We start from the raw sequence: 26,053 nt of genomic DNA, 5'->3' as shown, positions 1-26,053 counted from the left end.
TCTGGGAGTTTCAACACAGCCTCGGCCCAATTCGGGCATTCGTTTTCTTGGCTGGATGCCGCGGTGCAACAACATAGAAAAGCCGTTCCTTGCGAGTGCGAAGTGACGAGTAGATCAGGTAATAAAACCACCCTCGTATGTGTCAGCATCCAAGACGCGGATATTTCGACTAATGGCAAGCAAGCTACAAGGTGAATTCCCCAGTACTTTCTGAGTTGTCGATAGGAACGCGATCCGGCGCTTGTGGACGGACAGGCAATATTACATAAGGCAAGGTTATTCGTCACAATACCGCTCCAGTACCTGCCGGGTAGTTTCCAGATATTCGTCTTGCTGTCCGGCACTCATCCTGTCCCAGATGCTGTAGACCTGACGCAGGCGGGGGTTACCGCGCAGTTTGTCCGCATTGCGCGAAAGGAAGTCCCAGTAGAGCGGGTTGAACGGACAGGCCCCCGCGCCGGACTTGTGCTTCACATCGTAACGGCAGCTGGAGCAGTGGTCCGACATCTTGTGGATGTAGTTGCCGCTGGCGGCATAGGGTTTTGATCCCAGCAGGCCGCCGTCGGCAAACTGGCTCATGCCGATCACATTCGGCGCCTCGACCCACTCATAGGCGTCGGCGTAAACCGCAAGGTACCATTCGTGCACCTGATGCGGGTCAACGCCCGCCAGCATGGCGAAATTCCCCGTTACCATCAGCCGCTGAATGTGATGCGCATAGGCTTCGTCGCGGGTCTGGGTGATGGCGGCAGACAGGCAGGCCATGTCTGTCTCGCCTGTCCAGTAGAAGCCGGGCAGGGGGCGGGTGGCCTCCAGAAAATTCCGCTCTGTATAGCCTGGCATGTTGAGCCAGTAGATGCCGCGCATGTACTCGCGCCAGCCGATGATCTGGCGGATGAACCCCTCGGCCGCGTTTAGCGGCGCGAGGCCCTCGTAATAGGCGCGCTCGACCCGGCGGCAGACCTCAAGCGGTTCCAGCAGGCCCGCGTTGATGTAATGCGACAGGACCGAATGGTAGAGGAACCGCTCCCCCTCCAGCATGGCGTCCTGATAGTCGCCGAAATCCGGCAGTGCCTGTTCAACGAAGCTTTCAAGCGCCTCCAGCGCGCCGTCCCGGGTGACCGCAAACCAGAACGGGCGCAGGGAACCGAAATGGCCGCCGAACCGGGCGTCGACCAGGTCCAGAACATCCTCCGTGATACCGTCGGGCGGGGTTTGCGGCGGGCGCGGCAGAAACAATCCGCCCCCGGCGGGTTTGCGGTTCTCGTGGTCGAAATTCCACTTGCCGCCCTCCGGCTTATCGCCGTCCATCAGCAGCCCGGTATCACGGCGCATGTCGCGGTAGAAATACTCCATCCGCAGCTGCTTGCGCCCCTCGGCCCATTTGCGGAACCGCTGATGGGAGCAGAGAAAGCGGCTGTCCTGCCGCATGTCCAGGGCGGAGCCCGCCTGTTCAGCCCAGTCAAGCAGCGCGGACTTCAGCCTGTATTCTCCGGGCTCCGTGACCACCACCCGCGCCTCCGGATGGTCCGCGCGCAGCCGGTCGATCTCGCCCGTCAGACTGCCAGTGTTCTCGGGATCGTCCAGCCGCACAAAGCGCAGCTGCCAGCCGTCGGCCTCCAGCTCCTTGGCGAAGTGGCGCATGGCCGAAAACACAAACGCGATTTTCTTCTTGTGGTGCCGGACATAGGACGCCTCTTCTGCAACCTCCGCCATCAGCAGGATGTCGCGGGACGGGTCCGCGTCCCGCAGCGAGGAAAGGCTGCGGCTGAGCTGATCGCCTAGAATGAGTATGAGATTTCCAGCTGCAGCCGGATCGCGTTCTGCGGTCATGCCGCGCCGCCAGGACGGGTCATGGTGCGGGCCGCATGGTGGCAACCAGCTCGGCAACCTTGACGCCGAACTTGCGCATCTCGGCCCGGTTCATGATCACCCCGTCAGCGGTCAGGTACAGCCAATCGGTGGCTTTCAGGGTGTACCCGCCGGCGCTTTCGGGCAGGGTGATTTCATATTGGAGCTGCACCGTTGAGCCGGACACGATGCCCTGAGCCTCTCCCACCAAGTCATCGGCTGTGGCGGTGAAGGTGTTGCCGGGGCCAAGGGTCAGGAACCACTTGCGGCTTTGGGTGACGCCGTTGGAATAAGTGAACTCTTCGCTCAGCGTGCCGGTTCTGCCGTCCCATTCGCCAACCATTTTGGCGGTAAAGCTGTTGGCCATCTTACCGGTGGGGCCAAAGATCACCCCTTCAGACAGGATTTCACCGGACAGGTGTTCGGTCAGGATGAAGTGCGGGCCTGTGTCCGCATAATCCGGCGGCGACTGGAACCGAAAGCTGAACAGGAAGGTTTTCGCGATCATCGCAAGAAGAGCGATCGCGAGGCAGAGGGTCAGGAGTTTCATGCTGTTGCTCTTTCTGATGGCAGGGTCAGGGCAAAGGCGAAGGCGGCGGTTTTCAGGACGCAGGGCAGGACTGCATAGGACACAGCAAGGGCGCTAAGCGCTTGCGGGCTGTTGTCCGTTCCGGGCCGGAAGCCCTGCTGCTCCAGCAGCGGCAGCGCCAGGGCGGCGGCCAGGGCCAGCGCCAGCTTGCCGGCAAAGGACCAGATGCCAAAGGCCGCAGAGGCGTTGAGGCCCGCGCGGGTCAGCGCGATGCTGAACATGGCGGGCAGCAGCACCATGTCTGCGCCCAGCGTGGCGCCCGACACCGCGCAGATCACCGCAAAGCCCAGCAGGCTGCCCGGCCCCAGGACAGCAGCGCCGGCAAAGCTGGCGATGGCCAGTGGCATGGCGATCAGCAGCGTCTGTTTCGCTCCGATCCGCTGGCTGAGGCGCGCCCACAGCGGCACGCTGAGCCCGGCGCAGAGGAAGAACAGCACCAGCAGCGGCCCTGCGTATGAAGGCAGGTTCAGCCGGTCCTCGACAAAGAACAAGAAAAGGGTGGAGGTCAGTGCCACCGGCAGACTGTTGAGCATCGCCAGGCACAGGAGGCGCAGCGCGCCAGCCTGTGTCAGGGCCATCGCCGACAGCGGCTGGCCGGTGACTGCCGAACGCATCCAGACCGGCCGGGTTGCAGCGGCGGTGAACAGGGCAAAGCCTCCCAGCACAAGGCCAAAGGCCGCATAGCCTTGACCCGCGGCTCCAAGCGCCACCAGGATGCCGGGTGCGATGGAGGCAAAGATCACACCACTCAGCATGCCCGCTTCGCGGAAGGCCGCCAGCGTCAGCAGTTCACGCGGGGCAGCGCGTTTGGCCAAAGTGGCGCTGCGCCCATAGAGCAGGATCATGCCCAGGCTGTAGGCCGAGAACAGCAGAAGCAGGATCAGCACAAGCTTGGGCACCACCAGGGGGCCTGCCGCCAGGCCGAACAGCAGCGGAAAGCCTATTGCCAGTCCACCCGCTGCCAGCAGCGCGAACCAAAGCTGCGCCCCGGGCCAGCGGTCGATGGCCCAGCCGATCAGCGGGTCCTGGACAAGATCAAACAGGCGGATCCCCAACAGGATGCCGCCAAGCGCCCCCAGGCCGATCCCCAGGTTCACCGACGCAAACTGCGGCAGGTGGATGTAGAGAGGGATCCCCGCAGAGGCGAGCATCATCGCATAGAGGCTGACCCGGGGATACAGCATCATTAGCCCAGAAGCGCGCGGGTGAATCGGGCGGAGCGGGTGTTTTCGCCCACAAAAATCGACATGAAGCTGCGCTTGATACCCACTTGGTTCAGCGTGCAGGCGGTGCGTCCATTGCGCAGAAACCTGACCCGGTCCGGACCCTGGCTCACGGCCAGATAACGGTCGCCGGGGGAGACGCCTTTGAAACAGGCCTCGAACCGGGGGCGGCCGGGTGCGGAATACCCAAGGCGCCGCATCTCGCGCAGCGTTGCGTCGACCAAGTCATCCTGGCTCAGTTTTCGCTGATAGGTCAGTTCGATTCCGAAATCCTGCGACCAGTCCAAAGGCGCGGCACGCTTGGTGAAGAGCCGGGCCTGGTAAACTGGCAGGCCAAGCAGCCGGAACGTCGCCGCGCCACGCTGTTCGGCCCCCGGCAGCAGGGATTGAACCGGAGAGGCAAAGCCGACCGCTGGGACCGCTAGCAGGCAGAGGGTCAGGAGCAGCTTACGCATGGGCGAGCTCCACCTGCACAACATTGGTGTGGCCGATGGCAAAGGAGGCGGCGCAGATATCCAGGTAATACTGCCAGTTGCGGAAGAAGGCCTCGCCGTATCCCAGATCCATGATCCGGCGCTTTTGCGCGGCCAGACGACGCGCCCAGATCCGGCAGGTGCGGGTATAATCCTGGCCGAAAGCGAAACTGTCCGCGACCTGCAGACCGGCCGATTTTGCCTGCTGCGCAATCACCTGGTCAGACAGCAGCATACCGCCGGGAAAGACATACTGGCGTATGTAGTCGGAGGAGGTCCGGTAGGTCGGGAAGAAGTCATCCCGCACCGTGATCGCCTGCAGCAGCACCCGTCCGCCTTCGGCAAGGCTGCTTTTGAGCTTGGCGAAGTAGCTGGGCCAATACCGCTCGCCCACGGCCTCGATCATCTCGATGGAGACGATGCTGGAGAACTTGCCCTCGATATCGCGGTAGTCGCGCAGCTGGATGTCGGCGCGCCCGTCCAGGCGGCTTTCGGCATAGCTGTGCTGGTTGCGCGAGATGGTGACACCGGTCACGTCGCGGCCCGCGGCACTGGCCTGTTCGGCGAAGCCGCCCCAGCCGCAACCGATCTCCAGCACCCGTTCGCCACCGCCCAGCCGCGAAAGGATGCGGGCGTTCTTGCGGGTCTGCGCCTGCGCCAGATCATCGCCCTCCGCCTCGAACAACCCGGAGGAATAGGTCATGCCGTCATCCAGCCACAGCTGGTAGAACTCATTGCCTACATCGTAATGGGCGCGGATGTTTTTGCGCGCTCCGCGTTTGGAATTCGCCCGCAGCAGGGTGTCGACAACGCGGAACTTGGCGCGATTCAGGGGGCTGGCCTGATCGTAGCTGCCCAGATGCTCGCGGTTGCGCATTGCCAGCTGCATAAGGCCGTCCACTGACGGCGTGTCCCACAGGCCCTGCACATAGGCCTCGCCCAGCCCGACCTGGCCGTGCGCCGCCATCGCGGAAACCGCGGCCCAGTCATTGATCTGCATTTCCGCCTCGGGGCCGCGGTCGCCGAATTCATAGCGCGCGCCATCCGGGGTGCGCAGCGTCAGCCGGCCCTCACGCAGTCGCGCGCAGACCGTCAGAAATTCCGACTGAAGGGCTTTGTCCGTGAATGCCATGATCTGTTCCTTTGGCCAGGTAAGGGGTGAGAGAATTCATTATGCGGACAATCCGCATGGCGCTGGCGATGCCGTCTTCGTGAAAGCCGTGGCGGTTGTAGGCGCCTGCAAACCAGGTGTTGTTCTGCCCCTGTATCGTCCGGATCTGTCGCTGGGCGCGCAGGGCTGCCTTGTCGAAAACGGGGTGGGAGAATTCCACCGTGTCATAAACCTTACCCGCAGGAATAGGCCGGGTGGGGTTCAGGGTCACGAACAGCGGATCGCTTTCCGGAATGCTTTGCAGGCGGTTCATCCAGTAAGTAACGCCGACGCCGCCGTCCTGGCTGCGGTAGGCCCAGCTGGACCAGCAGCTGCGCCGCTTGGGCATCTGCCCGCTGTCGCAATGCAGAACCGCGGTGTTGGGCTGATAGCGGATTGCCCCAAGCGCCGCGGCCTCGGCCGGGGTGGCATCAGCCCCCAGTATGGAAAGCGCCTGATCGGAATGGCAGGCAAGGATGATGTCATCGAACAGGCGCGGGTCCGCGCCCTGCGCCTGCACCGAAACACAGCCCGCCTGACGGGTGACTTGCTCGACCGGACTGCCGGTGCGGATCTCACAGCCCCGCGCAACCAGGGCGGCTTCCAGGCGGCGGACATATTCGATGCTGCCGCCCTTGACGGTCCACCACTGGTGTTTGCCCGTCCCGGCCAGCAGTGCGTGGTTGCGGAAGAAGCGGACCAGCGATTTGGCCGGAAAAGCGTCGACGTCGGTGGCCGGGGTCGACCAGATCGCGCCGCACATTGGCATCAGGTAATGGTTGCGGAACCAGCTGCCCAGACCCAGCTCCTCCACCAGCTCGCCGATGGTCTTGTTGTCGTCGGTGGCGGCGGCCTCGGCCCGTTTGCCGAAGCGCACGATATCGGCGACCATCTTGTGAAACTGCGGCCGCACCAGATTGAGTTTCTGTGCCGCCAGCATTCGCAGATTGTTCAGCCCGTATTCCAGACGGCCGTCGTCGATGCTGGCGCAAAAGCTCATCTCGCTTTTGATCACAGGCACATCCAGCTCGCGGAACAGCCGGGTCAGGTAGGGGTAGGTGGCATAGTTGAACACGATGAAGCCGGTATCCACCGGCTGATCGCCATTCTTGCCCGCCAGCACGGTGCGCGCGTGGCCGCCCAGTCGGGGGGCGGCCTCAAACAAGGTAACGTCATGTCTTTCAGACAGGTAATACGCCGCGGAGAGCCCGGAAATACCGCCTCCCACGATGGCGATCTTGCGGCGCGGTCCCTGAGTTTGATCCAGCATGCGTCGGTTTTCCCTTGCTGATGTTTGGACCTGATACGCCGGGAGCAAGAATGCGGATCACTTCTTTCCCGATAAAACTGTGCTTGCGGGTGATCCGGGGCGGCAGCGGCTGCGTAACCACTGCATGATCGAACATGTTGCAGCACAGACCTTTCATGCGCGCCGGGGCCGCTTGAAGAATGCCTTCCGCTACGGCGTGGACTTCATTCTGACCGACATGACTGACGGCGCGCCGCCGCTGCTGTCGCGCAACTGCTTCAACCTGTTCTCGATCCACGACCGCCGCCACGGCGGCCCCCTCGGCAACGGGCGCGGCGCCGCCTGGTTCCGAGAGGAGCTGGAGCGGCGCGGGTTTCCCTTGCAAGGCGCTCAGCTGCTGCTGCTGACCCAGCCGAGTTTCCTGTGGTTTCATTTCAACCCGGTCAGCTTCTGGATCGCGGTCAAGGATGGCAGCCCGCGGGCCTTTATAGCCGAGGTGAACAACACCTTCGGCCACCGCCATTGTTATTTTGCGGCCCATCCTGATTTCCGTCCGATCCAGCGCAGCGAGGTGATCGAAGCGGAGAAGCTGATGCATGTCTCGCCGTTTCAACAGGTGGCGGGGCGCTACCGGTTCAATTTCGAGATGACGGAGCGGGCGTTCAACATCCGGATTTCCTACACCAATGGACGCGAGGGCGTGCTGGCGACGCTGAATGGCCTGCGCCGTCCGGTGACCACCGGCGGGCTGCTGCGCGCCGCCCTGCGCAGGCCGCTGGGAGCTGCCCGTGTGGTGGCGTTGATCTACTGGCAGGCGCTTAAGCTTTGGGTAAAGCGCGCGCCGTTTCTGAAGAAGTCGGAGCCGCCGGAGCCGCTGATCTCCGACAGCTCGACCTTCTCGGGCGGCAAGGCGTGACGCAGTTTGAAGGCAAGACCTTCTGGCTGGTCGGGGCGAGCCACGGGCTGGGGCGCGAGATTGCCCGGCAACTGGACCGGGCCGGCGCCCGGCTGATCCTTTCGGCGCGGTCAGAGGATGCGCTGGAGACGCTGGCACATGAGCTGTGCCGGGCAAAGCCGGTGCCTGTGGATGTGACCGATATGCACTCGGTCAGAAAGGCTGCCCGTCTTGCCGCGCCGCTGGATGGCGTCATCTACAACGCAGGCGCCTATGAGCCGATGCGCACTCAGGACTGGGATAGCGAGGCTGTGCTGGGGATGAGCGATGTGAATTTCACAGGCGCGCTGCGGGTTCTGGGACAAGTGGTGCCTGAATTTGTGAAGGCGGGCTGGGGCGATATCACGCTGGTCGGCTCCTTGGCCGGATACCGGGGGCTGCCCGCCTCCATCGGCTATGGCGCCAGCAAATCTGCGCTGATCAGCCTTGCGGAAACCATGCGGCATGATCTGAAGGACAGCGGCGTCACCGTGCGCGTGGTCAACCCGGGTTTCATCAAAACCCGGCTGACGGACAAGAACAGTTTCAAGATGCCGCAGCTGATGGAACCGGAGGACGCCGCCGGACATGTGGTGGCCGCCATGCAATCGCGCCGGTTCAGAACGGACTTCCCCCGGCCTTTTTCTTACGCAATCAAGGCGTTCAACCTTTTGCCCGACTGGCTGGTTTACCGCGGCAAGTGAGGCTGGCAGCCCTCGGCCGCATGCTTCAAATCCGGAACAAGGGCTGCAGCAGACGCGGCATGAACGCCTTGAAACGCAGCGGCGCATCGGTGGCGGCCAGGCAAATGCAGGGATCGCCGGCATCCGCAACTGGCGTGTGCTCCAGGGTTTCATCGCCGATTTCGACATCCCCGACACCAAACCGCCCGGTCTCGTCGCTGAAACTGCCCTGCAGCACCAGCGTCAGCTCCAGCCCGTTGTGGCTGTGATCCGGCACCGCCTGGCCCGCAGGGATATACAGCAGCCGGGCAGATCCGCCCTGACCCTCGAACAGAATGTTCTGCTTGACCCCCATGCCCAGCGTTTTCCAGCGTAGCGGCTGCCCCTTCAGGGACTGCATCACCGGCCCCGGGTAGATCCCCTTGGCGTCATAGAGCGGCTCCGGCGCGGCAGGCTCATCCAGCTGCGCCATGAGGTTTGATTTCGCGTCCTGCGACACCGCCACGCAAGCAGCCTCTTCCAGCAGCGCACCGCCGACGGCTTGATGCGCGCCAAGCGCTGCCTGGCAGTCGTGGCACAGCGACAGGTGGCTTGCAACAACCATGGAAAAGGCGTGCGGCAGGCTGCCCGAGGCATAGGCCGCGATCATCGGGGCGGGGATGTGATGTGTGATTGCAGGCATTCAACGCAATCCTTTTAGTTCCTTGCGCAGCCGCCCGAGGCCAAGGCGGATACGTGACTTTACTGTACCCAGCGGCAAGCCTGTCTGGGTGCTGATCTCTTGATGGGTCAAATCCCCGATATAGGCCTTCTCGATCATTTCTTTCTGATCGGGGTGCAGTTGCTCGATGGCCTGTTTCAATTGCAGGGTTTCCTGCTCCAGGGCCAGGATCTGGCTGGCATCGGGTTCCGTTCCGGGGTCCTCGCCCAATTCATCGGGGACGGGCCGGTTTTCCTTGCGGACGATATCGATATGGCGGTTGCGGGCGATCTGGTAAATCCAGGCCGACGCCTGCGCCTTGTGCGGATCGAACATCCCCGCCTTGCGCCAGATCGTCAGCATGACGTCCTGAACAATCTCTTCAGCCAGCGCCGGCTGCGCGCCGCAGCGGATGACAAATCCCTTCAGGCGCGGTGCCAGGTAGTCAAACATGTCACCGAACGCCGCGCGGTCACGGTGATCACGCACCGCCAGCAGCCAGACGGTGAGCTGCGAATAGGTTTGCTCGTTTGACACTACTGCTTTGCCCTCAGGGGAAGCCCGAAGCACGGTGAAATTATCGGGCGGCCTGTCCAAGTTTAGTGTCAGCATAGTCCGGATACGGACTGGTGTGGAAGTTGGATCATGGACCGCCGCAATTTTTGCACGCCCGGAAACCCCGATGGGCGGCCAGGGCACCAAGACCTGATCCGCCTCCGGCTGCGCGGCGTAACACATGAAACCTTCTGCAAGAAAGTGTTCAGCGATGCGCAATGTAGTTGTCAGCGGCGGGTCCGGAGCGATCGGGTCGGCCTTCCTCAGCGAACTGGCCCGGAAATACCCGCAGGCCAGCATTCACAGCCTGTCCCGTCGCCCGAAAGCCTCAGCGCCGCCCGGCGTGCAGACTTTGCAGGTGGACTACCTGGATGAAGACAGCCTGCAAGCCGCAGCGGGGCAGGCCGCGGGGAAAGGCGCAGTTGACCTGATAATCTTGGCCGGCGGGATCCTGCACCAAGGGGATATCACGCCGGAGAAATCCCTGAGAGAGCTGAGCGCCGAGAAACTCCTGGAGCTCTTCTCGGCCAACACGGTGGCCCCGGCCCTGACCGCAAAGCACTTTCTGCCCTTGCTGCCGCGTGACAGGCGCGGGGTCTTTGCCGCTCTGTCCGCCCGCGTCGGCAGCATCTCCGACAATCATCTGGGCGGCTGGTATTCCTACCGGGCGTCCAAGGCGGCCCTGAACATGTTCATCCGCAATGCCGCGATAGAAATCCGCCGCCGCAATCCAGAGGCCATTGCCGTCGGGCTGCATCCCGGCACGGTGGAAAGCGGCCTGTCCCAGCCGTTTCTGCGCAACGTTGCCCCGGACAAGCGCTTTTCACCGCAATACTCGGTTTCCCGGATGATGGCTGTAGTCCAGACTCTGACGCCATCGCAGAGCGGACACTGCTTCGCTTGGGACGGAAGCTGCATCGATCCCTGAACCGAAATGTGGAGCAAGAAGGCGGCGTAAGTGGAAGCCGCACCTCTGTAGCGTATCGAATGCAGACGCCCCGTGCTTGAGTGGTCAGGTCGTGATTTCCCTTGCCTGCTCGCGCAGCGCAAATTTCTGGATCTTGCCGGTCGAGGTTCTTGGAATATCCATGAACACGAACCTGCCCGGAACCTTGTAGGGCGCCAGACGGTCGCGGCACCAGCTGCGCGGGACTTCCGCGTCGGCCTCCTGGCCTTGAACCAGTTCAACAAAGGCGCAGGGAGTTTCGCCCCATTTTTTGTGCGGCATTGCCACAACGGCAGCAACCGCAACCGCCGGGTGGCGGTAAAGCGCCTCTTCGACCTCGATCGAGGAGATGTTCTCACCACCCGAGATGATGATGTCCTTTGACCTGTCCTTGAGCTGGATGTAGCCGTCAGGGTGCATGACACCCAGATCGCCGGAGTGGAACCAGCCGCCGGCAAAGGCTTTCTCGGTGGCTTTGGGATTGCGGAAATAGCCCTTCATCACGACGTTGCCGCGGAACATCACCTCGCCCATGGTCTGGCCGTCGCGCGGCACCGGCCGCATCGTCTCCGGGTCCAGCATATCCAGCTGTTCCAGCGGCAGGTAGCGCACGCCCTGGCGCGCCTTCAGTGCGGCCTGTTCGGCAGGCGGCAGATCCGACCAGCTATGGTGCCAGTCATTGACCACCGCAGGACCGTAGGTTTCCGTCGGCCATAAAGGTGGGTCACCTCAAAGCCTGCGGCCTTCATGTCCGCCAGCAGGCTTTCCGGCGGCGGCGCGGCGGCGGTAAAGAACTGCACCGGCTGGGAAAGTTCACGCTTGGCTTCTGCGGGTGCCGAGATCAGCAGCGACATCACGATGGGGGCGCTGCACAGGTGGGTCACGCCCTCGTCCGCCAGGGCGTTCCAGATCGGTTCGGCCCGCACCTGCCGCAAGCACACATGGGTGCCTGCGATGGCGGACAGTGTCCATGGGAAGCACCAGCCGTTGCAGTGGAACATCGGCAGGGTCCAGAGATAGACCGCGTGTTTCTGCATCGACGTGGTCAGCGCGTTGCCCTGCGCGAGCAGATAGGCGCCCCGGTGGTGCGAAACCACGCCCTTGGGGTCGCCGGTGGTGCCGGAGGTGTAGTTGATCGAGATCGCATCCCATTCGTCCTCCGGCATCAGCCAGGCGAATTCCGGGTTGCCGCGGGTCAGAAACACCTCGTAGTCGGCGGCCTCCGAATCTGCCGGCACACCGTCATACTCTGGGTCATCATACTGGATCAGAACCGGCGAGACCGTGGCAAGCGCCAGCGCCTCTTGCATCAGCGGCATGAATTCCCGGTCCACGATTACCAATTTCGACATCGCGTAGTCGAGCTGGAACGCAATCACCGCTGCATCCAGCCTTGTCTTGATCGAATGCAGTACCGCGCCGCACATAGACACGCCGTAATGGCACTCAAGCATCGCCGGGGTATTTGGTAGCAGCGCCGACACGGTATCGCCGCGGCGGATGCCGTTCTTGGCCAAGGCCGAGGCCAGCCGCCGCGACCGCGCAAAAAACTCCGCGTAGCTGCGCCGCAGGGACTCATGCAAAATCGCCGTGCGGTCCGGAAAGGCGCTGGCGGCGCGTTCCAGGAAGGTCAGCGGCGTCAGCGGCTGATAGTTTGCGGGGGGGGCGGTCCAGACCGGTGTTGTACGGGTTGTCCGTCCTTATCTTATAGCTCCTGCCATTGGGCAAGTTCTGCAACAAAGCCGAGCACATCCATCGAGCTGTTCTTGTTACTGGTCATGGAATTCATCCCATCTTGATTTCGATGATAAGGAATTCGGTTCGCGCGCACGAAAAGTTTTTGGGGTTTGATAGCCGAATTCCGAAGGAAACACGGAAGATGGAACCGGAGGTGCCCGGGCCAGGAACCAGCTGCATTGGCGCCGCTGTTTGTAAGCCTCGGATGTGCTACACCGTAGCACGCTCGAATCGAGAACCCCCGAAATCCGCGGAAAACCGGCGAAATCGGGGGAATAGTGCTACGGGGCCAAAAAAAGGTCATATGGAGTTAACGTGTCGAAAAATAACGCACAAAAAGCAGCGCGTTTGAGCGTGGCACCCATGATGGACTGGACCGACCGGCACTGTCGCTATCTGCACCGGCTGTTGAGCAGGGAGACGCTGCTGTATACCGAGATGGTTACGGCGCCGGCGCTGGTCCGGGGCCAGGCGCTGCATTTGCTGGAGTTCAACGCTGAGGAGCATCCTGTGGCGCTGCAGCTGGGCGGCTCCGATCCGCAGGAACTGGCAGAGGCGGCGCGGCTGGGGGCTGATGCGGGGTATGACGAAATCAACCTCAACTGCGGCTGCCCTAGCGACCGGGTGCAATCCGGGGCCTTTGGTGCGGTGCTGATGCAGACGCCGGAACTGGTGGCCGATTGTGTGGCTGCCATGCGCGAAGCGGTGGATGTGGAAGTCACCGTCAAATGCCGTATTGGCGTGGATGAGCAGGAGCCGGAACAGGTGCTGCCGGATTTCCTGGAGAAGATCCGCGCGGCTGGCTGCAAGCGGGTCACCATCCATGCCCGCAAGGCCTGGCTGCAGGGGCTGTCGCCCAAGGAGAACCGGGACATCCCGCCGCTCGATTATGATCTGGTGCACCGGATGAAGGCGGCGTTTCCGGACCTGCATGTCTCGATCAACGGCGGCATTGCCACGCTGGCGGAGGCTAAGACGCATTTGGAGCGCGGGCTTGACGGGGTGATGGTGGGCCGGGCGGCCTATCACCAGCCTGCCGATTTGCTGTGCGCGGCGGATTCTGAGATATACGGCACCGGCGCGGTGAGCGATGCGGGCGAGGCGGTGCGGCAGATGCTGCCCTATATCGAGGCGAGGCTCAGCGAGGGCGCCAAACTGAACCAGATCACCCGGCATTTGCTGGGGCTGTTTGCGGGCAAGCCGGGCGCGCGGCAGTGGCGGCGGATGCTGTCCGAGGGTGCCTGCCAGGCGGGTGCCGGGCCGGAACTGGTCCTGGACGCGCTGGCGCAAGTGGAGAACCGCGCCGCAGCGTGACGGAACGCCTCACGCGTGAGTGTCTTGTGCATTCCGGGTCCGGCGGCTAACCCTTTGCCGCAAACGCAAAAGCCCGAGGTGCCCCGCATGACCGATCCTGCCATGACCGCCGCCCTGTGGCCTGAGCCCGCGTTGCTGATACAGATGGCTGGGCTTTTGGTGGTGATCGGTGCCTTTGCCGGCGTGCTGGCTGGCCTTCTGGGGGTTGGCGGCGGCATCGTGCTGGTGCCTGCGTTTTTCTATGCCTTCCAGACCCTTGGCTATGGCGGCGACCAGCTGATGCAGATTTGCCTGGCGACCTCTTTGGCGACCATCATCGTGACCTCGCTGCGTTCTGTCATGAGCCACAACAAGAAGGGCGCGGTGGATTGGGAGATCTTGCGCAGCTGGGGGATTGGCATTGCGCTTGGCGCCATTGTCGGCGTGCTGGCGGCCTCCGCCCTGCGCTCCACCGTGTTGCAAGGCGTCTTTGGCGGACTGGCGCTGGTGATTGGCTGCTATCTGGGGCTGGGCCGGTCGGAGTGGAGGCTGGCCGAGGAAATGCCCAAAGGGGGCAAGCGCGCTGTGCTGTCTCCGGCAGTGGGTTTCCTGTCGGTGCTGATGGGGATTGGCGGCGGCAGCTTCGGGGTGCCGCTGATGACGCTGCACGGGGTTGCCGTGCACCGGGCGGTGGCGACCGCCGCTGGCTTTGGCGTGATCATCGCGGTACCTTCTGTGGCGGGCTTTCTGCTGCTGAACGTCGACCCTGCAACCAAGCCGCCCTTCACCATCGGCGCGGTCAATCTGGTGGCGTTCTTCATCGTTATCGCCATGACGCTGATTACAGCGCCGTGGGGCGTGAAACTGGCCCATGCGATGGATCCCAAGCCGTTGAAGCGGGTGTTCGGGGCGTTTCTGGTGCTGGTGGCACTGAACATGCTGCGCAAAGCTTTCGGGTACTAGAAAATGAATGAGCAGTTCGAACAGTTTCAGGACAGGGGCTGGGTGCGTTTTGCCCATGACCCGCAGGTGGCCGCCTGGGCGGCGGATGCATTGCGTCACGGCATCCGGTCGCTGGACGACCCGGCCTGCGCCGAGTGGTTCCAGTGCGAACGGACCTGGTTCATCGGCGTCGACGCGCTGCCCAACGATGCCGCCGGGCGTTTGCCGGACGGGCCGCCGCTGGCGGGGGCGCCGGTGGAGTTCATCACGCAGAACCTTGGCCCGATCCCCGAGTTGCACCGGGCGCAGGTGTCCTCGGTCTTTCCCGGCTATCCGCGTCCGCGGCCGGGCGAGGGCGAGGCGGCGTTCCGCTACCGTATCAAACGCGATGCGGCGCATGTGGATGGGGTCAAGATGTACGGTGAGCACCGCCGCCGCAAGGTGGAGGAGCCGCATGCCTGGGTGCTGGGCCTCCCGCTGAATGAAAGCAGCCCCGATGCCTCGCCGCTGGTGATCTGGGAGGGCAGCCACCGGATCATGCGCCGCGCCTTTGCCGCTGCCTTTGAGGGGGTGCCGCAGTCGGGCTGGGCGGATGTGGATGTGACCGATGCCTACACGGCAGCCCGCGCCGAAGTGTTCGAGACCTGCCCGCGGATCACGGTGCATGCCAAACCCGGCGAGTCCTATCTGATGCACCGGCTGTGCCTGCACGGGGTTGCACCCTGGGGCGAGGAGGCAAGCGCGCCGGAAGAGGGCCGGATGATTGCGTACTTCCGGCCAGAGCTCGCGGATTGGACCAAGGGATGGCTGGCGGAGGGCTAGGTGTCGGCTTGTCCGAAACTTGGATGCGGATGGAGTAATCGTTGGAAAAGGCAACCATTGAACTCGATCAAGACGACTGGCACAGCCATTCCACGGAGAGCGTTTGGCTGTCCGAGGTTTCCGCGGGAAAATACAGAGTCGAGAATATCCCCTTTTTTGCGAGAGGGCTGAGTTTCCGTGACATCGTTTCAGTGAGAGAGATAGACGGCCAGCTTGTCATTACGAAACGTCTTAGAAGCGCAAAAGGCTCGACTTACCGTATCATTCCGGCCAAAGGCGGCTCTAAGAACGTTCTGAACCAGTTCTTAACCGCATTGAACGAAGCCGGGTGTGCCTATGAGCACGGTGATTTTGGATTCGACCTTTATGCTCTGAACGTTCCCGCGGGTGTGGATGTGCATAAGGTTTATGCGTTGCTCGAAGACGGCGAACAAAGCAAGGTCTGGGACTTTGAAGAAGGTGATTGTTCCCACGACATCTGAAGTCAATTGTGTCCCCGATTACTCATTCGCACTTGGGGTACCTTCTGCCGAGGAAGGTGAACAGCGCTTCTTCAAGAAAGGTCAGCAGTTCTGCCTAAATGTTTCGCGCGCGAAACATTGGGTCAGTGCTTATTCCGCATGATTGACAAGCGGTTACCTCACCGCGCGCCGCGTTAGCTGCGTTTTAACCTCGCGCCGCGGCCGCCGCGGCGCTTGACCAGTTTGCTGGCGCGCTCCGGCAAGTCGTTCATGATACCGGCGCGCTCCTCGTTGGTCATTTTCGACCAGTCGCGGATTTCGTCGATGGAGCGGTAGCATCCGGTGCAGATGCGGGCCTCGGGGTGGACGACGCAGATCTTGATGCAGGGGGACTGGATCTCGTCCCGTTTCCAAACGTCGTCAGTCATCAGTTCACCCGTTCTTCAAATGCCGCATCCGGTCCAATGCGCCTTGCAAGATATAGGAGGCCGCGACGTGGTCGATAACCTCTGCGCGGCGTTTGCGTGTCGTATCTGCTTCAAGAAGCGCTTTTTCTGCTGCCACAGTGCTGAGGCGCTCATCCCAGAAGGAGATTGGCAGATCGGTGAGCTGGCCCAGATTGCGGGCAAAGGCGCGGGTGGATTGGCAGCGCGGCCCCTCTGTGCCGTCCATGTTGCGGGGCAGGCCGAGGAGGATGCCGCTGATGTCGCGGGCTTGGATGATTTCCAGCAGGCGGGCAGCGTCTGCCGAGAACTTCTTGCGCTTCACGGTTTCCAAAGGTGTTGCCACCGCGCCGATGCGGTCGGAGACAGCGACGCCAATGGTCTTGGTGCCCAGGTCCAGCCCCATCAGCGCGTGCATCGGAGGCAGGGCGGCGGCGAAGTCTTCAAAGGCGTCGTGGATCATTCTGTCAGTCCTGCCTGGGCGGCGATGGTTTCCAAGAGCGCCAGGGCTTCTACGTCGGCGTCAAAGGCGCCGCGGGCCTCGTCATAGACGGTGCGGGCGCGCTCGGTCTCGCCAAGCACCGACAGGGCGCCGATCAGGCGGGCCCATTCCTCAGCGCTGCCGCCCTCGGTTGCCAGCCGGTCCGACAGGCGGGTGACCATGCCGCGGATCATTACCTGCTGCTCTTCAGGGCTGAGTTCGCTGGCGCCGGCCATGTCTTCAGCACTGGGGCCGGGCAGGGCGGGGGAAGTTCCTCCGCCGGGGGTGATCGGACGGTATTCGACACCGGCGCGGAAGGCCATTTCCTCGATCTGGCCCTGAATTCCTTTGACCCACAGGGCATCCGCAGGTCCGTCCCGCAGGGTTGCGGCCCATTCGCGGTAGGCAAGGTCCGGGCGGCCGATCTGGCCCAGCATCAGGCCCCAGTAATAACGGGCCGGGCCATGGCTCGGGTCGATGGCGCGGGCTTTTTGCAGGTCGGTCTGCGCCTCGGGCGAGACGTAGCCGCCGGCCGCCATGATCTTCAATTCGGCCAGTTCGGTGAAGTCGCGGGCGTTCACCTTGCCTTCGGCCAGGCGGATATAGTTGGTCTTGGCCTCGTAAGCAGCTTTGAAGTTGCCGAGGTTGGCCTCGTGCTGGGCCAGCAGGGCCTGGCCGCGGGCGTCATCTTCGCGCTCGCCTGCGGTTTTGCGCAGCTGTTCGACCAGCTTGAGGTAACCCTCTTCCACTTCAGGGCGCTCGATTGCCGGCACATCGGCCTCCGCCTCAGCCTGAGAGGGGCGGTTTTCGGCGCGCTCGCCTGCCAGACGGATACGGTCCTGCAGGCCGAGGTCAGCGTAGCCCGGCGCGCCCAGCTGCCAGTAAAGGCCCAGGGTGCCGCCGGTGATCAGCAGTGCTGTGGCGATGGCAAAGCCCAGCGACAGGGCGCGGGGCTGGGCGGGGCCGGACTTGCGCTTTTGCAGCTGCGTGTCAGCGGCCAGAATGCGGCGCGATATCTCGGTGCGGATGCGCTCTGCGTCGCTTTCGGCGATGACGCCGCGGGCCAGATCCTTGTCAACCTCGCGCAATTGCTGGCGGTAGACACGCAGGTCGTAAGCCGCGGCAGGTTCGCCTTGCTCACGGGCGCGAATGATGATCATTGCCAGCAGCAGCGCGGCCGCAAAGGCGATGAGGGCGGTGACTGTCCAGAAAATCATGCCGTCTCCGAAGTTTGGTTTTCATCTATATGCGGGGCGGGGCGAACAAAAGAGCCAATCTGCCGCGGGATGCTGCAATGCGTCATTTCGATATGTCGCAATAACGCAGAAACAGGGCGATAAACGGCACTGGTCAGCCATGCGTTTCGGGCATACCCGCTATCAGACACGAACCATCGGATTCGCTCATGAAACGCTATTCAGTCTTTGCTGTTGCGCGGGAAGCCCTGCGCTATCACACCGGATGGGAGCGCGCCTGGCGCTCGCCGGAACCCAAACGCCACTACGATGTCGTCATCGTGGGCGCGGGCGGGCATGGCCTCGCCACTGCCTACTACCTGGGTAAAAACTTCGGCATTACCAATGTCGCAATCATCGAGAAAGGCTGGCTGGGTGGCGGCAATACGGGCCGGAACACCACCATCATCCGCTCGAACTACCTGCAGGATCCCTCGGCTGCGATCTATGAAAAGGCGCGCAGCCTGTATGAGACCATGTCGCAGGACCTGAACTACAACGTGATGTTCAGCCCGCGCGGCGTGATCATGCTGGCCCAGACCGAGCATGAGATCCGCGGCTACAAGCGTACCGCGCATGCCAACCAGCAGCAGGGCGTTCAGACCGAGTGGATCACCCCGGAGCGGGTGAAAGAGATCGTGCCGATCATCAACCTGCACGGCCCGCGTTACCCCGTGCTGGGCGGCCTCTATCAGGAACGCGGCGGCACCGCCCGCCACGACGCTGTGGCCTGGGGTTATGCGCGTGCGTGCTCCGACATGGGCATGGATATCATCCAGAAGTGTGAAGTCACCGGTGTGCGCACCGAGAACGGCCGCACCGTGGGTGTCGACACCACCAAGGGCCCGATCGACTGCGACAAGATCGGCATGATCGTGGCCGGTAACGCCTCGGTGCTGTCGGAAATGGCGGGCTTCCGTCTGCCGATGGAATCCGTTGCCCTGCAGGCGATGGTGTCCGAGCCGATCAAACCCTGCATGGACGTGGTTGTGATGGCCAACACCGTGCACGGCTACATGTCCCAGTCCGACAAGGGCGAGATGGTCATCGGCGGCGGCACCGACGGGTTCAACAACTACACCCAGCGCGGCAGCTTCCACCATATCGAGGAAACCGTGCGCGCCCTGGTCGAAACCTTCCCGATGGTCAGCCGCCTGAAGATGCTGCGCCAGTGGGGCGGTATCGTGGATGTGACCGGCGACCGCTCGCCGATCATCTCCAAGACCCCGGTTCAGAACTGCTTCATCAACTGCGGCTGGGGCACCGGCGGCTTTAAATCCATCCCGGGTTCGGGCTGGGCGATGGCAGAGCTGATGGCCACCGGCCATTCGCCGCTGACCGAGGAGTTCTCGATCAACCGCTTCAAAGAAGGCAAGTTCATCGACGAGAGCGTCGCCGCCGGTGTGGCGCACTAACGCCGCAAAATTCAATACTGTGGAGCAAGCACAATGCTGATCCTTGAATGCCCCTACTGCGGCGTCAAAGCCGAAGAAACCGAACTGGCCGCGGGCGGCGAAGCGCATTTGAAGCGCTATGGCCCCGGTTCCTCGGATGATGAGTTCCATGACTACCTGTTCATGCGCGAAAACCCCAAAGGCGTTCACTTTGAACGCTGGCGCCATGCCAACGGCTGCGGCAAGTGGTTCCACGCCGCCCGTTGCACAATGACGCTGGAAGTCTTTGGCACCTACACCGCACAGACCAGCGTGCCGACGCAGGAGATCCTGGACAAGATCGCTGCCAAACGCCCGGGCTGGACCTGGCGCGAATTTGCGGACGGCAAGAAATGAACCGCCGCCTGACTGAAACACCCGCTTTTCTCTTGAAAGGTCTGCGCCCATGAGCACGCGTCTTGCCAAACACGGCCGGCTGATCGACCGCTCCAAACAGATCGCCTTCACCTTCAACGGTAAATCCATGCAGGGTTTTGCCGGCGATACCCTGGCGTCCGCACTGCTGGCCAACGGCCAGGTGATGATGGGCCGCTCGTTCAAATACCACCGCCCGCGCGGCGTTGTCGCATCCGGCTCGGAAGAGCCCAACGCGCTGATGCAGCTGGGTGTGGGCGACCGCTACGAGCCGAACCAGCGCGCCACCACCACCGAGCTGTTCTCGGGCCTGACCGCGCAGTCGCAGAACCACTGGCCGAGCCTGGAATTCGACGTTCTGGCGGTGAACAACAAGCTGTCGCGCTTCCTGACCGCCGGTTTCTACTACAAGATGTTCATCCACCCGCGTCCGCTGTGGAAACACGTGTATGAGCCGATCATCCGGAAGTCCGCCGGTCTGGGCGCAGCACCTGACAAAGAACTGAAGGACGCCGACACCTACGAGCATTTCTACTTCTTTGCAGATGTGCTGGTTATCGGCGGCGGTGTTGCCGGCCTGCAGGCGGCCAAGGCGGCTGCTGCGTCGGGCGCCAAGGTTCTGGTGCTGGAGCAGAACAACTTCTGGGGCGGCCGCGCACCGGTCGACGGCGGCACCATCGACGGTGAAGCGCCCGAGGCCTGGATCGAAAAGACCCTGGCCGAGCTGCGCGGCATGGACAACGTTACGCTCCGCGACCGCTGCATGGGTTCCGGCGTCTATGACCACGGCTATGCCCTGGGCTATGAGCGCCTGACCGACCACGCACCGGGCCAGGGCGGCCCGCGCCACCGTCTGTGGCGGATCCGTGCATCCCAGATCGTCACCGCAACCGGTGCGATCGAGCGTCCGCTGTCCTTTGCCGGCAACGATGTTCCCGGCGTGATGCTGGCGGCCTCGATGCGCGACTATGTGGTGAACTGGGGCATCAACCCGGGCCAGAAGGTGGTGGTTGCCACCAACAACGACGACGCCTACCGCACCGCGCTGGTGCTGCATGACGCTGGCGTCGAAGTGGTCCGCGTGGTCGACACCCGCGAAACCGGCGGCGGCGCGCTGATGGAAGCTGTCCGCGAAAGGGGCATCCGGGTCGAACTGGGCCGTGCCATCGCCAAGGTGAAGGACGGCAAATGCGTGACTGAGGTCGCCATCTGCGCCCAGAACGGCGAAGGCGGTGCGCGCGAGACCGTGCAAGCCGATGCAGTTGCCATGTCCGGTGGCTGGTCGCCGGTGGTCCACCTGTGGTCCCATTGCGGCGGCAAGCTAATCTGGGACGAAGTGAACGCCAATTTCCGCCCCGATGCCTCCCGTCCGCCGCTGGGCCACGACGGCAACGGCTTTGTGGTGCCTGCTGGTGCCGCAAACGGCGAGTTCGGCCTGGGCGCGCTGCTGGAAGATGCAGCTGCGGCTGGCGCGAAAGCGGCAGAAGCGGCGGGCTTCCCGGCGAAAACCGTGGCGGCTGCCAAGGGTGAGTCTGAAGCGGAAGCGCAGATGGAAGCGGTCTGGCTGATGCCTGCCAAGGCAGACATCAAGCTGCGCATGAAGTCCTGGCTGGACTACCAGAACGACGTGAAAGTGTCGGACGTGCAGCTGGCGGCCCGCGAAGGCTATGAAAGCGTCGAGCACACCAAGCGTTACACCACGCTGGGCATGGCGACCGACCAGGGCAAGCTGTCCAACATCAACGGTCTGGCCATTCTGGCCGACAGCCTGAACTCGGAAATCCCGCAGGTGGGCACCACCACCTTCCGTCCGCCCTACCACCCGATCTCTTTGGGTGCGATTGCGGGCGAAGCACGGGCCGAGATCTTCCAGCCGGTGCGCAAGACACCGATTGCCGACTGGCTGGATAAGAACGGCGCGGATTGGGAACCGGTTGGCCAGTGGCGCCGTCCGTTTGCCATCACCAAACCCGGTGAGGACCGTCATGCTGCGGTGAACCGCGAGGTGAAAAACACCCGCGAGAATCTCGGCCTGCTGGATGCCTCGACCCTGGGCAAACTGGTGGTCAAAGGCCCCGACGCAGGCAAGTTCCTGGACATGCTGTACACCAACATGATGTCCACGCTGAAGGTCGGCAAATGCCGTTATGGCCTGATGTGCACCGAAAACGGTTTCCTGATGGACGACGGTGTGGTTGCCCGCATCGACGAGGACACTTTCCTGTGCCACACCACCACCGGCGGCGCCGAGCGCATCCACGGCTGGATGGAAGAGTGGCTGCAGACCGAATGGTGGGACATGAAGGTCTATGTCGCCAACGTGACCGAACAGTACGCCCAGATCGCTGTGGTCGGCCCCAACGCCCGCAAGGTGCTGGAGAAGCTGAATGCGGCAGCAGGCGGCGGCATGGATGTCTCGAAAGAGGCGCTGCCGTTCATGGAATGGCGTGACGGCAAGATCGGCGAGTTTGACGCCCGGGCTTACCGGATCTCATTCTCGGGTGAGCTGTCCTATGAGATCGCGGTTGCGGCCTCTGAAGGTCAGGCGTTCTGGGATGCGCTGATGGACGCAGGCAAGGAATTCGGCGTCATGCCTTACGGCACCGAGACCCTGCACATCCTGCGCGCCGAGAAGGGCTTCATCATGATCGGCGACGAGACCGATGGCACCGTGATCCCGCAGGATCTGGGTTTGCATTGGGCGCTGTCGAAGAAGAAGGAAGACTACCTGGGCAAACGCGCGCAGCAGCGTTCGCACATGGTTGATCCGGAGCGCTGGCAGCTGGTTGGCCTGGAAACCGTTGACGGTTCGGTGCTGCCTGACGGCGCCTATGCACTGGGTGAAGGCGTCAACGCCAACGGCCAGCGCAACATGATCGGCCGGGTGACCTCGACCTACCACTCCGCGACTCTGGGCCGCGGCATCGCCATGGGCCTGGTTAAGCATGGTCCCAAGCGGATGGGCGAAGTGATCGAGTTCCCCGGCACTGACGGCAAGACTTACAAAGCCAAGATCGTTGATCCGGTCTTCTACGATAAGGATGGAGAGAAGCAGAATGTCTAAGGCTGTTTCCGTACTGAACGGCGCCCGTTTCTCGGGTCTGGCCACCGTCGAGGATGCCGGTCTGCAGGGTATGATCACCCTGCGCGGCGATCTGGGTTCATCGGCGCTGAAGGCGGCTGTCAAAGCCGCCACCGGCGCCGACGTTCCGGCACAGGGCTCCATCTCGGTTGCCGAAAACGGCGCCGCGGCCTGGATGTCCCCGGACGAACTGCTGCTGCTGGTGCCTTACGAGGACGCTGTCGCCAAGACCGCGGAAGTGGCCGAGGCGCTGAAAGGCGAGCATGCTCTGGCTGTAAACGTCTCCGACGCCCGTGCCTTCTTCCGCTTGTCGGGTGAAGGCGCGCGCGAGGTGCTGGGCAAGGTGAGCCCGGTGGACTTTGACGCTGCGGCCTTCAAGCCGGGACAGTTCCGCCGCTCGCGCCTGGCACAGGTGGCAGGCGCCTTCTGGTTGAACGACGACGGCAACTTCTACATCGTCTGCTTCCGCTCGGTTGGTGAATATGTGTTCAAACTGCTGAGCGCAGGGGCGCATCCGCAAAGTAAAGTGGGTGTTTACTAAAATTATCACTCGCTTTCTGCTTGTGACGCCTTTGCGCGTCATTTACGGTGTCCTGGAGACCTTCCAGGGCACCTTTTTTTGCCCGTTCCCGGAATGTCTCCTTTTGCGCATTTTGCAAGCGGTTGAACTCTGGCTGTTTCCTTGGGGGGAGGTGGCTGCGTGAAGATGTTTCGGGGGGCTGCCCATGGGTCTGCGGTTTTGCGGGTTCTTTGCACTTGTACTAACGCTTGGAGGTGCCGCGGCTATCGCGGGGCCCGGCTTTCGCTGCAGCCTGAAACCGATTTCCGGAACAGAGTGGATTCCCAGCCGTTTCAGCCTGAAGTTCGCGGATGACTTCAGCGGCGCTGTGATCACCGATATGGTCTTTGGCGTGACGGTCAATGCCAGGGTGATGCAGCACAGTGAAACCTCTTATATGCTGAATTGGGCGTTGCCGAAACTTGCTGTCGGTGGAGACGCTGGACGGCCCAAGCCCCGATTTCGGGCGATTTTGAACACTGCGAACCACAAAATGAGCATCAAGGCAGAGCGCAGCGGTCAGGATGGGGTACTGCCACGTGGACAGGGTCATTGCGAAATGCTCCGCAGCCTGTCTTTGCTGGCTCAGAACGAAGGCTGACCTGCTGGCTTAGCTGGCACGCATGAATTGCGTCGCATTGAAACCGCAATAGTAGAAAACGTGTTCTTTTGACGTTGGAATATGCTTGCCTTTCTTTTCTTCGGCTGCAAACAACCCCGGGGTGAATTTGGAGAAAAACAGATGCTACGTTTTGCACTTTTCGGGATAGCAGCTTCCGTCAGCTTCGCGGGACAGGTGGCCTTTGCCGAGACGGTTTATGATTGTGAGATCAAAGCCTTCACCAACAATGGCTGGATTGCACCTAGGGTCATCGTGATGTGGAACGATGAGGATGAGTCGGCAAAGATTTATGATGGTTTCATTCACGAACTTGTTGGTGAGCCTCTTGAGGCACGCGTTGAACGGCGCAATGAGATTTCCTACAACTTGGACTGGCGTGTAAATGATATCCCGGTCGGCAACGCCAGAACCAAAGTGGATGGTTTGTACACCGGGGTTCTCAATATGAAGCAGAACACCCTGTCGATCCGTGGCGTGATCACCGGCTATGAAAACCTGCCGCGCGGGCGGGGTAAGTGCAAGGTCAAGAAGGGCTAAACAGTTCGGAACCAGAGTTGCAAGGTCCGCGGATAATGTCGCACGGCAATGCGAGCTCATCCTTTGGTGGACAATATGCGCGCTAACAAGGTCTGTTGCTGCTTGAAGACTGTTCAGCATTGAGACCTGGAATTCTTGGTAACCACTAGTTTTTTGCACATGGGTCCTGCGGTGTTTTCACGCCTAGGCCCCTTGACCTGATAGCGCGCACACCGCATGTATCTGCGCAGGAACGCAAACTTATTTCACAGGGGGCCAAAATGGCTTTTGAACTTCCCGATCTTCCTTATGCACACGACGCCCTGGCCGCCAAAGGCATGTCGGCGGAAACCCTGGAATACCACCATGATCTGCACCACAAAGCCTATGTCGACAACGGCAACAAGCTGATTGCGGGCACCGAGTGGGACGGCAAGTCGATGGAAGAGATCATCAAAGGCACTTATGACGCCGGCGCGGTTGCCCAGAACGGCATCTTCAACAACATCTCCCAGCTGTGGAACCACAACCAGTTCTGGGAAATGATGGGCCCGGGTGAAAGCAAAATGCCGGGTGAACTGGAGAAAGCTTTGGTTGAATCCTTCGGCTCGGTCGATGAGTTCAAATCGCAGTTCTCCGCCGCTGGCGCGGGCCAGTTCGGCTCCGGCTGGGCCTGGCTGGTCAAGAACGCTGACGGCTCGCTGGCGGTGACCAAGACCGAAAACGGCGTCAACCCGCTGTGCTTCAACCAGACCGCGCTGCTGGGCTGCGATGTGTGGGAGCACTCCTACTACATCGATTTCCGCAACAAGCGCCCGGCTTATCTGTCGAACTTCCTCGACAACCTGGTGAACTGGGAAAACGTCGCCTCGCGCATGTAAGGCACATGCCGCATATTGGCTTATTCAGGCCCGCCGGAGATCTCCGGCGGGCTTTTTCGTGTGGCTTCGACGCGTTTTTTACCCGGAACGCGGGCGGGGTTTCGTGCGTTGGTCCGGTGTACGAAAGGAGGACCATTATGGCTGAACGCAAGAGGTCCATGGACGGACACCAGGAAACCAAAGACATACTGGGCGAAAAGGGCAGCGTCTCTCATGGCGGGCGCACCGGCGGGCGGCTGGCCCGGGAAATTGGCAGCGAAGACGAGGAAAAGCGCGCCAAGGAGCGTCCGGCAGGGGCGACACGGGTGCGTAAGTCCAATGAGCAGGAGGAGAAGTAATGACCCGGCTTTCCAACGGCACCTATGTCCTGGTGGCTGACAGTGAGAAGGCGCTGTTCCTGGAAAACACCGTCGATGGTGACGACCCCTTCCTGCAGGTGCGCCGCAAGGATGAGCAGGAAAACCCGCCGGACCGGGAGCAATCCGCCAACCGTCCGGGACGGTTCAACGACGGCCCTAGCGTCCACCGCTCTGCCGTGGACGACACCGATTGGCACCAATTGGCCAAGGAGCGGTTTGCAAAGGATCTGTCGGACAAGCTGTATGAGATGGCCCACCGCGGTGAATTCGCGAAGCTGGTTCTGGTCGCCGCACCGGAAGTTCTGGGCGAACTGCGCAAGACCCTGCACAAGGAAGTTTCCGACCGCGTGATCGGGGAGATCAGCAAGAACCTGACCGGACATGAGATCACCAGGATCGAAGAATTGGTGAAAGATGCGCTGCGTAACAGCTGAGCAGGGTTGACCCGCGCTTCTGCCC

The 26,053-nt window shown here is 62.2% G+C and carries 27 protein-coding genes and 1 pseudogene; 16 read left to right on the top strand and 12 right to left on the bottom strand.

The features are described 5' to 3' along the window. Positions 1-276 precede the first annotated feature (276 nt). From GC1_RS03605 to GC1_RS03580, 6 genes are read right to left on the bottom strand one after another with little or no spacing between them, the layout of a single operon-like run. Positions 277-1,833 carry a cryptochrome/photolyase family protein gene (locus GC1_RS03605; protein WP_019295407.1) on the bottom strand — a complete coding sequence of 519 codons (1,557 nt, stop codon included), beginning with the start codon at positions 1,831-1,833 and terminating at the stop codon, positions 277-279. A 19-nt stretch (positions 1,834-1,852) separates the two neighbouring features. Further along, positions 1,853-2,401 carry a DUF3833 family protein gene (locus GC1_RS03600; RefSeq protein ID WP_019295408.1) on the bottom strand — a complete coding sequence of 183 codons (549 nt, stop codon included), beginning with the start codon at positions 2,399-2,401 and terminating at the stop codon, positions 1,853-1,855. Next, on the bottom strand, positions 2,398-3,624 hold the full coding sequence (locus GC1_RS03595; RefSeq protein ID WP_029204741.1) for an MFS transporter: 1,227 nt from the start codon (positions 3,622-3,624) through the stop codon (positions 2,398-2,400). Before GC1_RS03595 ends, GC1_RS03600 begins: the two co-directional genes overlap by 4 nt. A gap of 2 nt (positions 3,625-3,626) precedes the next feature. Then, positions 3,627-4,118: a hypothetical protein gene (locus tag GC1_RS03590; RefSeq protein ID WP_019295410.1), complete on the bottom strand. Its 492-nt coding sequence runs from the start codon at positions 4,116-4,118 to the stop codon at positions 3,627-3,629. After that, positions 4,111-5,268, bottom strand: a complete 1,158-nt coding sequence (locus GC1_RS03585) for an SAM-dependent methyltransferase (RefSeq protein ID WP_019295411.1) — start codon at positions 5,266-5,268, stop codon at positions 4,111-4,113. The genes GC1_RS03590 and GC1_RS03585 overlap by 8 nt, the downstream gene beginning before the upstream one ends. After that, entirely contained in the window at positions 5,207-6,556 is a 1,350-nt protein-coding gene (locus tag GC1_RS03580) for an NAD(P)/FAD-dependent oxidoreductase (protein WP_019295412.1), read from the bottom strand. Before GC1_RS03580 ends, GC1_RS03585 begins: the two co-directional genes overlap by 62 nt. A 124-nt stretch (positions 6,557-6,680) precedes the next feature. Between GC1_RS03580 and GC1_RS03575 the strand changes: the two genes are divergently transcribed. Both GC1_RS03575 and GC1_RS03570 read left to right on the top strand, forming a co-directional pair. Next, positions 6,681-7,451 (top strand): DUF1365 domain-containing protein, encoded by a 771-nt coding sequence (locus tag GC1_RS03575; protein ID WP_019295413.1) that lies wholly within the window; start codon positions 6,681-6,683, stop codon positions 7,449-7,451. After that, positions 7,448-8,173, top strand: coding sequence for an SDR family NAD(P)-dependent oxidoreductase (locus GC1_RS03570; protein ID WP_019295414.1), 726 nt, complete (start codon positions 7,448-7,450; stop codon positions 8,171-8,173). Before GC1_RS03575 ends, GC1_RS03570 begins: the two co-directional genes overlap by 4 nt. Before the next feature lie 25 nt (positions 8,174-8,198). On the opposite strand, the gene GC1_RS03565 is transcribed toward GC1_RS03570, so the two are convergent. Together GC1_RS03565 and GC1_RS03560 are read right to left on the bottom strand one after the other, a co-directional pair. Then, a complete protein-coding gene (locus tag GC1_RS03565) occupies positions 8,199-8,834 on the bottom strand; it encodes a ChrR family anti-sigma-E factor (protein ID WP_019295415.1) in 636 nt (211 codons plus the stop codon). Further along, on the bottom strand, positions 8,835-9,389 hold the full coding sequence (locus tag GC1_RS03560) for a sigma-70 family RNA polymerase sigma factor (protein WP_019295416.1): 555 nt from the start codon (positions 9,387-9,389) through the stop codon (positions 8,835-8,837). It lies immediately after the preceding gene. Between the two features lie 229 nt (positions 9,390-9,618). On the opposite strand from GC1_RS03560, the gene GC1_RS03555 reads away from it, so the two are divergent. Further along, the gene (locus tag GC1_RS03555) at positions 9,619-10,335 is read left to right on the top strand and encodes an SDR family NAD(P)-dependent oxidoreductase (protein ID WP_029204742.1); all 717 of its coding nucleotides are present in this window, start codon (positions 9,619-9,621) and stop codon (positions 10,333-10,335) included. Positions 10,336-10,419: 84 nt separating this feature from the next. Here the strand turns inward: GC1_RS03555 and GC1_RS03550 are convergent. Continuing rightward, a pseudogene (locus tag GC1_RS03550) lies at positions 10,420-12,105 on the bottom strand (acyl-CoA synthetase). 300 nt (positions 12,106-12,405) lie between these two features. Between GC1_RS03550 and dusA the strand changes: the two are divergent. From dusA to GC1_RS03530, 4 genes are all read left to right on the top strand, one after another. Beyond that, complete coding sequence (gene dusA, locus GC1_RS03545) at positions 12,406-13,404, top strand: tRNA dihydrouridine(20/20a) synthase DusA (RefSeq protein WP_019295418.1); 999 nt, start codon at positions 12,406-12,408, stop codon at positions 13,402-13,404. Between the two features lie 87 nt (positions 13,405-13,491). Beyond that, the gene (locus GC1_RS03540; RefSeq protein WP_019295419.1) at positions 13,492-14,346 is read left to right on the top strand and encodes a sulfite exporter TauE/SafE family protein; all 855 of its coding nucleotides are present in this window, start codon (positions 13,492-13,494) and stop codon (positions 14,344-14,346) included. A 3-nt stretch (positions 14,347-14,349) separates the two neighbouring features. Beyond that, entirely contained in the window at positions 14,350-15,147 is a 798-nt protein-coding gene (locus GC1_RS03535) for a hypothetical protein (protein ID WP_019295420.1), read from the top strand. A 41-nt stretch (positions 15,148-15,188) separates the two neighbouring features. Further along, a complete protein-coding gene (locus tag GC1_RS03530) occupies positions 15,189-15,629 on the top strand; it encodes a DUF4265 domain-containing protein (protein ID WP_019295421.1) in 441 nt (146 codons plus the stop codon). 173 nt (positions 15,630-15,802) lie between these two features. On the opposite strand, the gene GC1_RS03525 is transcribed toward GC1_RS03530, so the two are convergent. Genes GC1_RS03525 through ccmI form a run of 3 tightly spaced genes read right to left on the bottom strand, consistent with a single transcriptional unit; the run spans position 15,803 to position 17,749 of the window. After that, positions 15,803-16,036 carry a DUF1289 domain-containing protein gene (locus tag GC1_RS03525; protein ID WP_019295422.1) on the bottom strand — a complete coding sequence of 78 codons (234 nt, stop codon included), beginning with the start codon at positions 16,034-16,036 and terminating at the stop codon, positions 15,803-15,805. Positions 16,037-16,040: 4 nt separating this feature from the next. After that, positions 16,041-16,514 carry a Holliday junction resolvase RuvX gene (gene ruvX / locus GC1_RS03520; protein WP_019295423.1) on the bottom strand — a complete coding sequence of 158 codons (474 nt, stop codon included), beginning with the start codon at positions 16,512-16,514 and terminating at the stop codon, positions 16,041-16,043. After that, a complete protein-coding gene (gene ccmI / locus GC1_RS03515) occupies positions 16,511-17,749 on the bottom strand; it encodes a c-type cytochrome biogenesis protein CcmI (RefSeq protein ID WP_019295424.1) in 1,239 nt (412 codons plus the stop codon). Before ccmI ends, ruvX begins: the two co-directional genes overlap by 4 nt. 188 nt (positions 17,750-17,937) lie before the next feature. On the opposite strand from ccmI, the gene GC1_RS03510 reads away from it, so the two are divergent. From GC1_RS03510 to GC1_RS03470, 9 genes are all read left to right on the top strand, one after another. Next, a complete protein-coding gene (locus tag GC1_RS03510) occupies positions 17,938-19,182 on the top strand; it encodes a sarcosine oxidase subunit beta family protein (RefSeq protein WP_019295425.1) in 1,245 nt (414 codons plus the stop codon). Positions 19,183-19,215: 33 nt separating this feature from the next. Further along, positions 19,216-19,557, top strand: a complete 342-nt coding sequence (locus tag GC1_RS03505; RefSeq protein ID WP_019295426.1) for a sarcosine oxidase subunit delta — start codon at positions 19,216-19,218, stop codon at positions 19,555-19,557. Between the two features lie 49 nt (positions 19,558-19,606). After that, positions 19,607-22,639, top strand: a complete 3,033-nt coding sequence (locus tag GC1_RS03500; protein WP_019295427.1) for a sarcosine oxidase subunit alpha family protein — start codon at positions 19,607-19,609, stop codon at positions 22,637-22,639. Further along, positions 22,632-23,198: a sarcosine oxidase subunit gamma gene (locus GC1_RS03495; protein WP_019295428.1), complete on the top strand. Its 567-nt coding sequence runs from the start codon at positions 22,632-22,634 to the stop codon at positions 23,196-23,198. Before GC1_RS03500 ends, GC1_RS03495 begins: the two co-directional genes overlap by 8 nt. A gap of 184 nt (positions 23,199-23,382) precedes the next feature. Then, positions 23,383-23,817 carry a hypothetical protein gene (locus GC1_RS03490; RefSeq protein ID WP_019295429.1) on the top strand — a complete coding sequence of 145 codons (435 nt, stop codon included), beginning with the start codon at positions 23,383-23,385 and terminating at the stop codon, positions 23,815-23,817. Between the two features lie 81 nt (positions 23,818-23,898). Further along, on the top strand, positions 23,899-24,375 hold the full coding sequence (locus tag GC1_RS03485) for a hypothetical protein (RefSeq protein WP_036761836.1): 477 nt from the start codon (positions 23,899-23,901) through the stop codon (positions 24,373-24,375). A gap of 260 nt (positions 24,376-24,635) precedes the next feature. Continuing rightward, positions 24,636-25,235: a superoxide dismutase gene (locus tag GC1_RS03480; RefSeq protein WP_019295431.1), complete on the top strand. Its 600-nt coding sequence runs from the start codon at positions 24,636-24,638 to the stop codon at positions 25,233-25,235. Between the two features lie 137 nt (positions 25,236-25,372). After that, positions 25,373-25,573, top strand: a complete 201-nt coding sequence (locus GC1_RS03475; RefSeq protein WP_019295432.1) for a hypothetical protein — start codon at positions 25,373-25,375, stop codon at positions 25,571-25,573. Beyond that, positions 25,573-26,028: a host attachment family protein gene (locus tag GC1_RS03470; RefSeq protein ID WP_019295433.1), complete on the top strand. Its 456-nt coding sequence runs from the start codon at positions 25,573-25,575 to the stop codon at positions 26,026-26,028. Before GC1_RS03475 ends, GC1_RS03470 begins: the two co-directional genes overlap by 1 nt. Positions 26,029-26,053 lie beyond the last annotated feature (25 nt).

Origin of the sequence: Leisingera sp. ANG1 (assembly GCF_000203975.2) — a bacterium.
Taxonomy (GTDB): Bacteria; Pseudomonadota; Alphaproteobacteria; order Rhodobacterales; family Rhodobacteraceae; genus Leisingera.
This window is presented reverse-complemented; position numbering and strand designations above follow the sequence as displayed.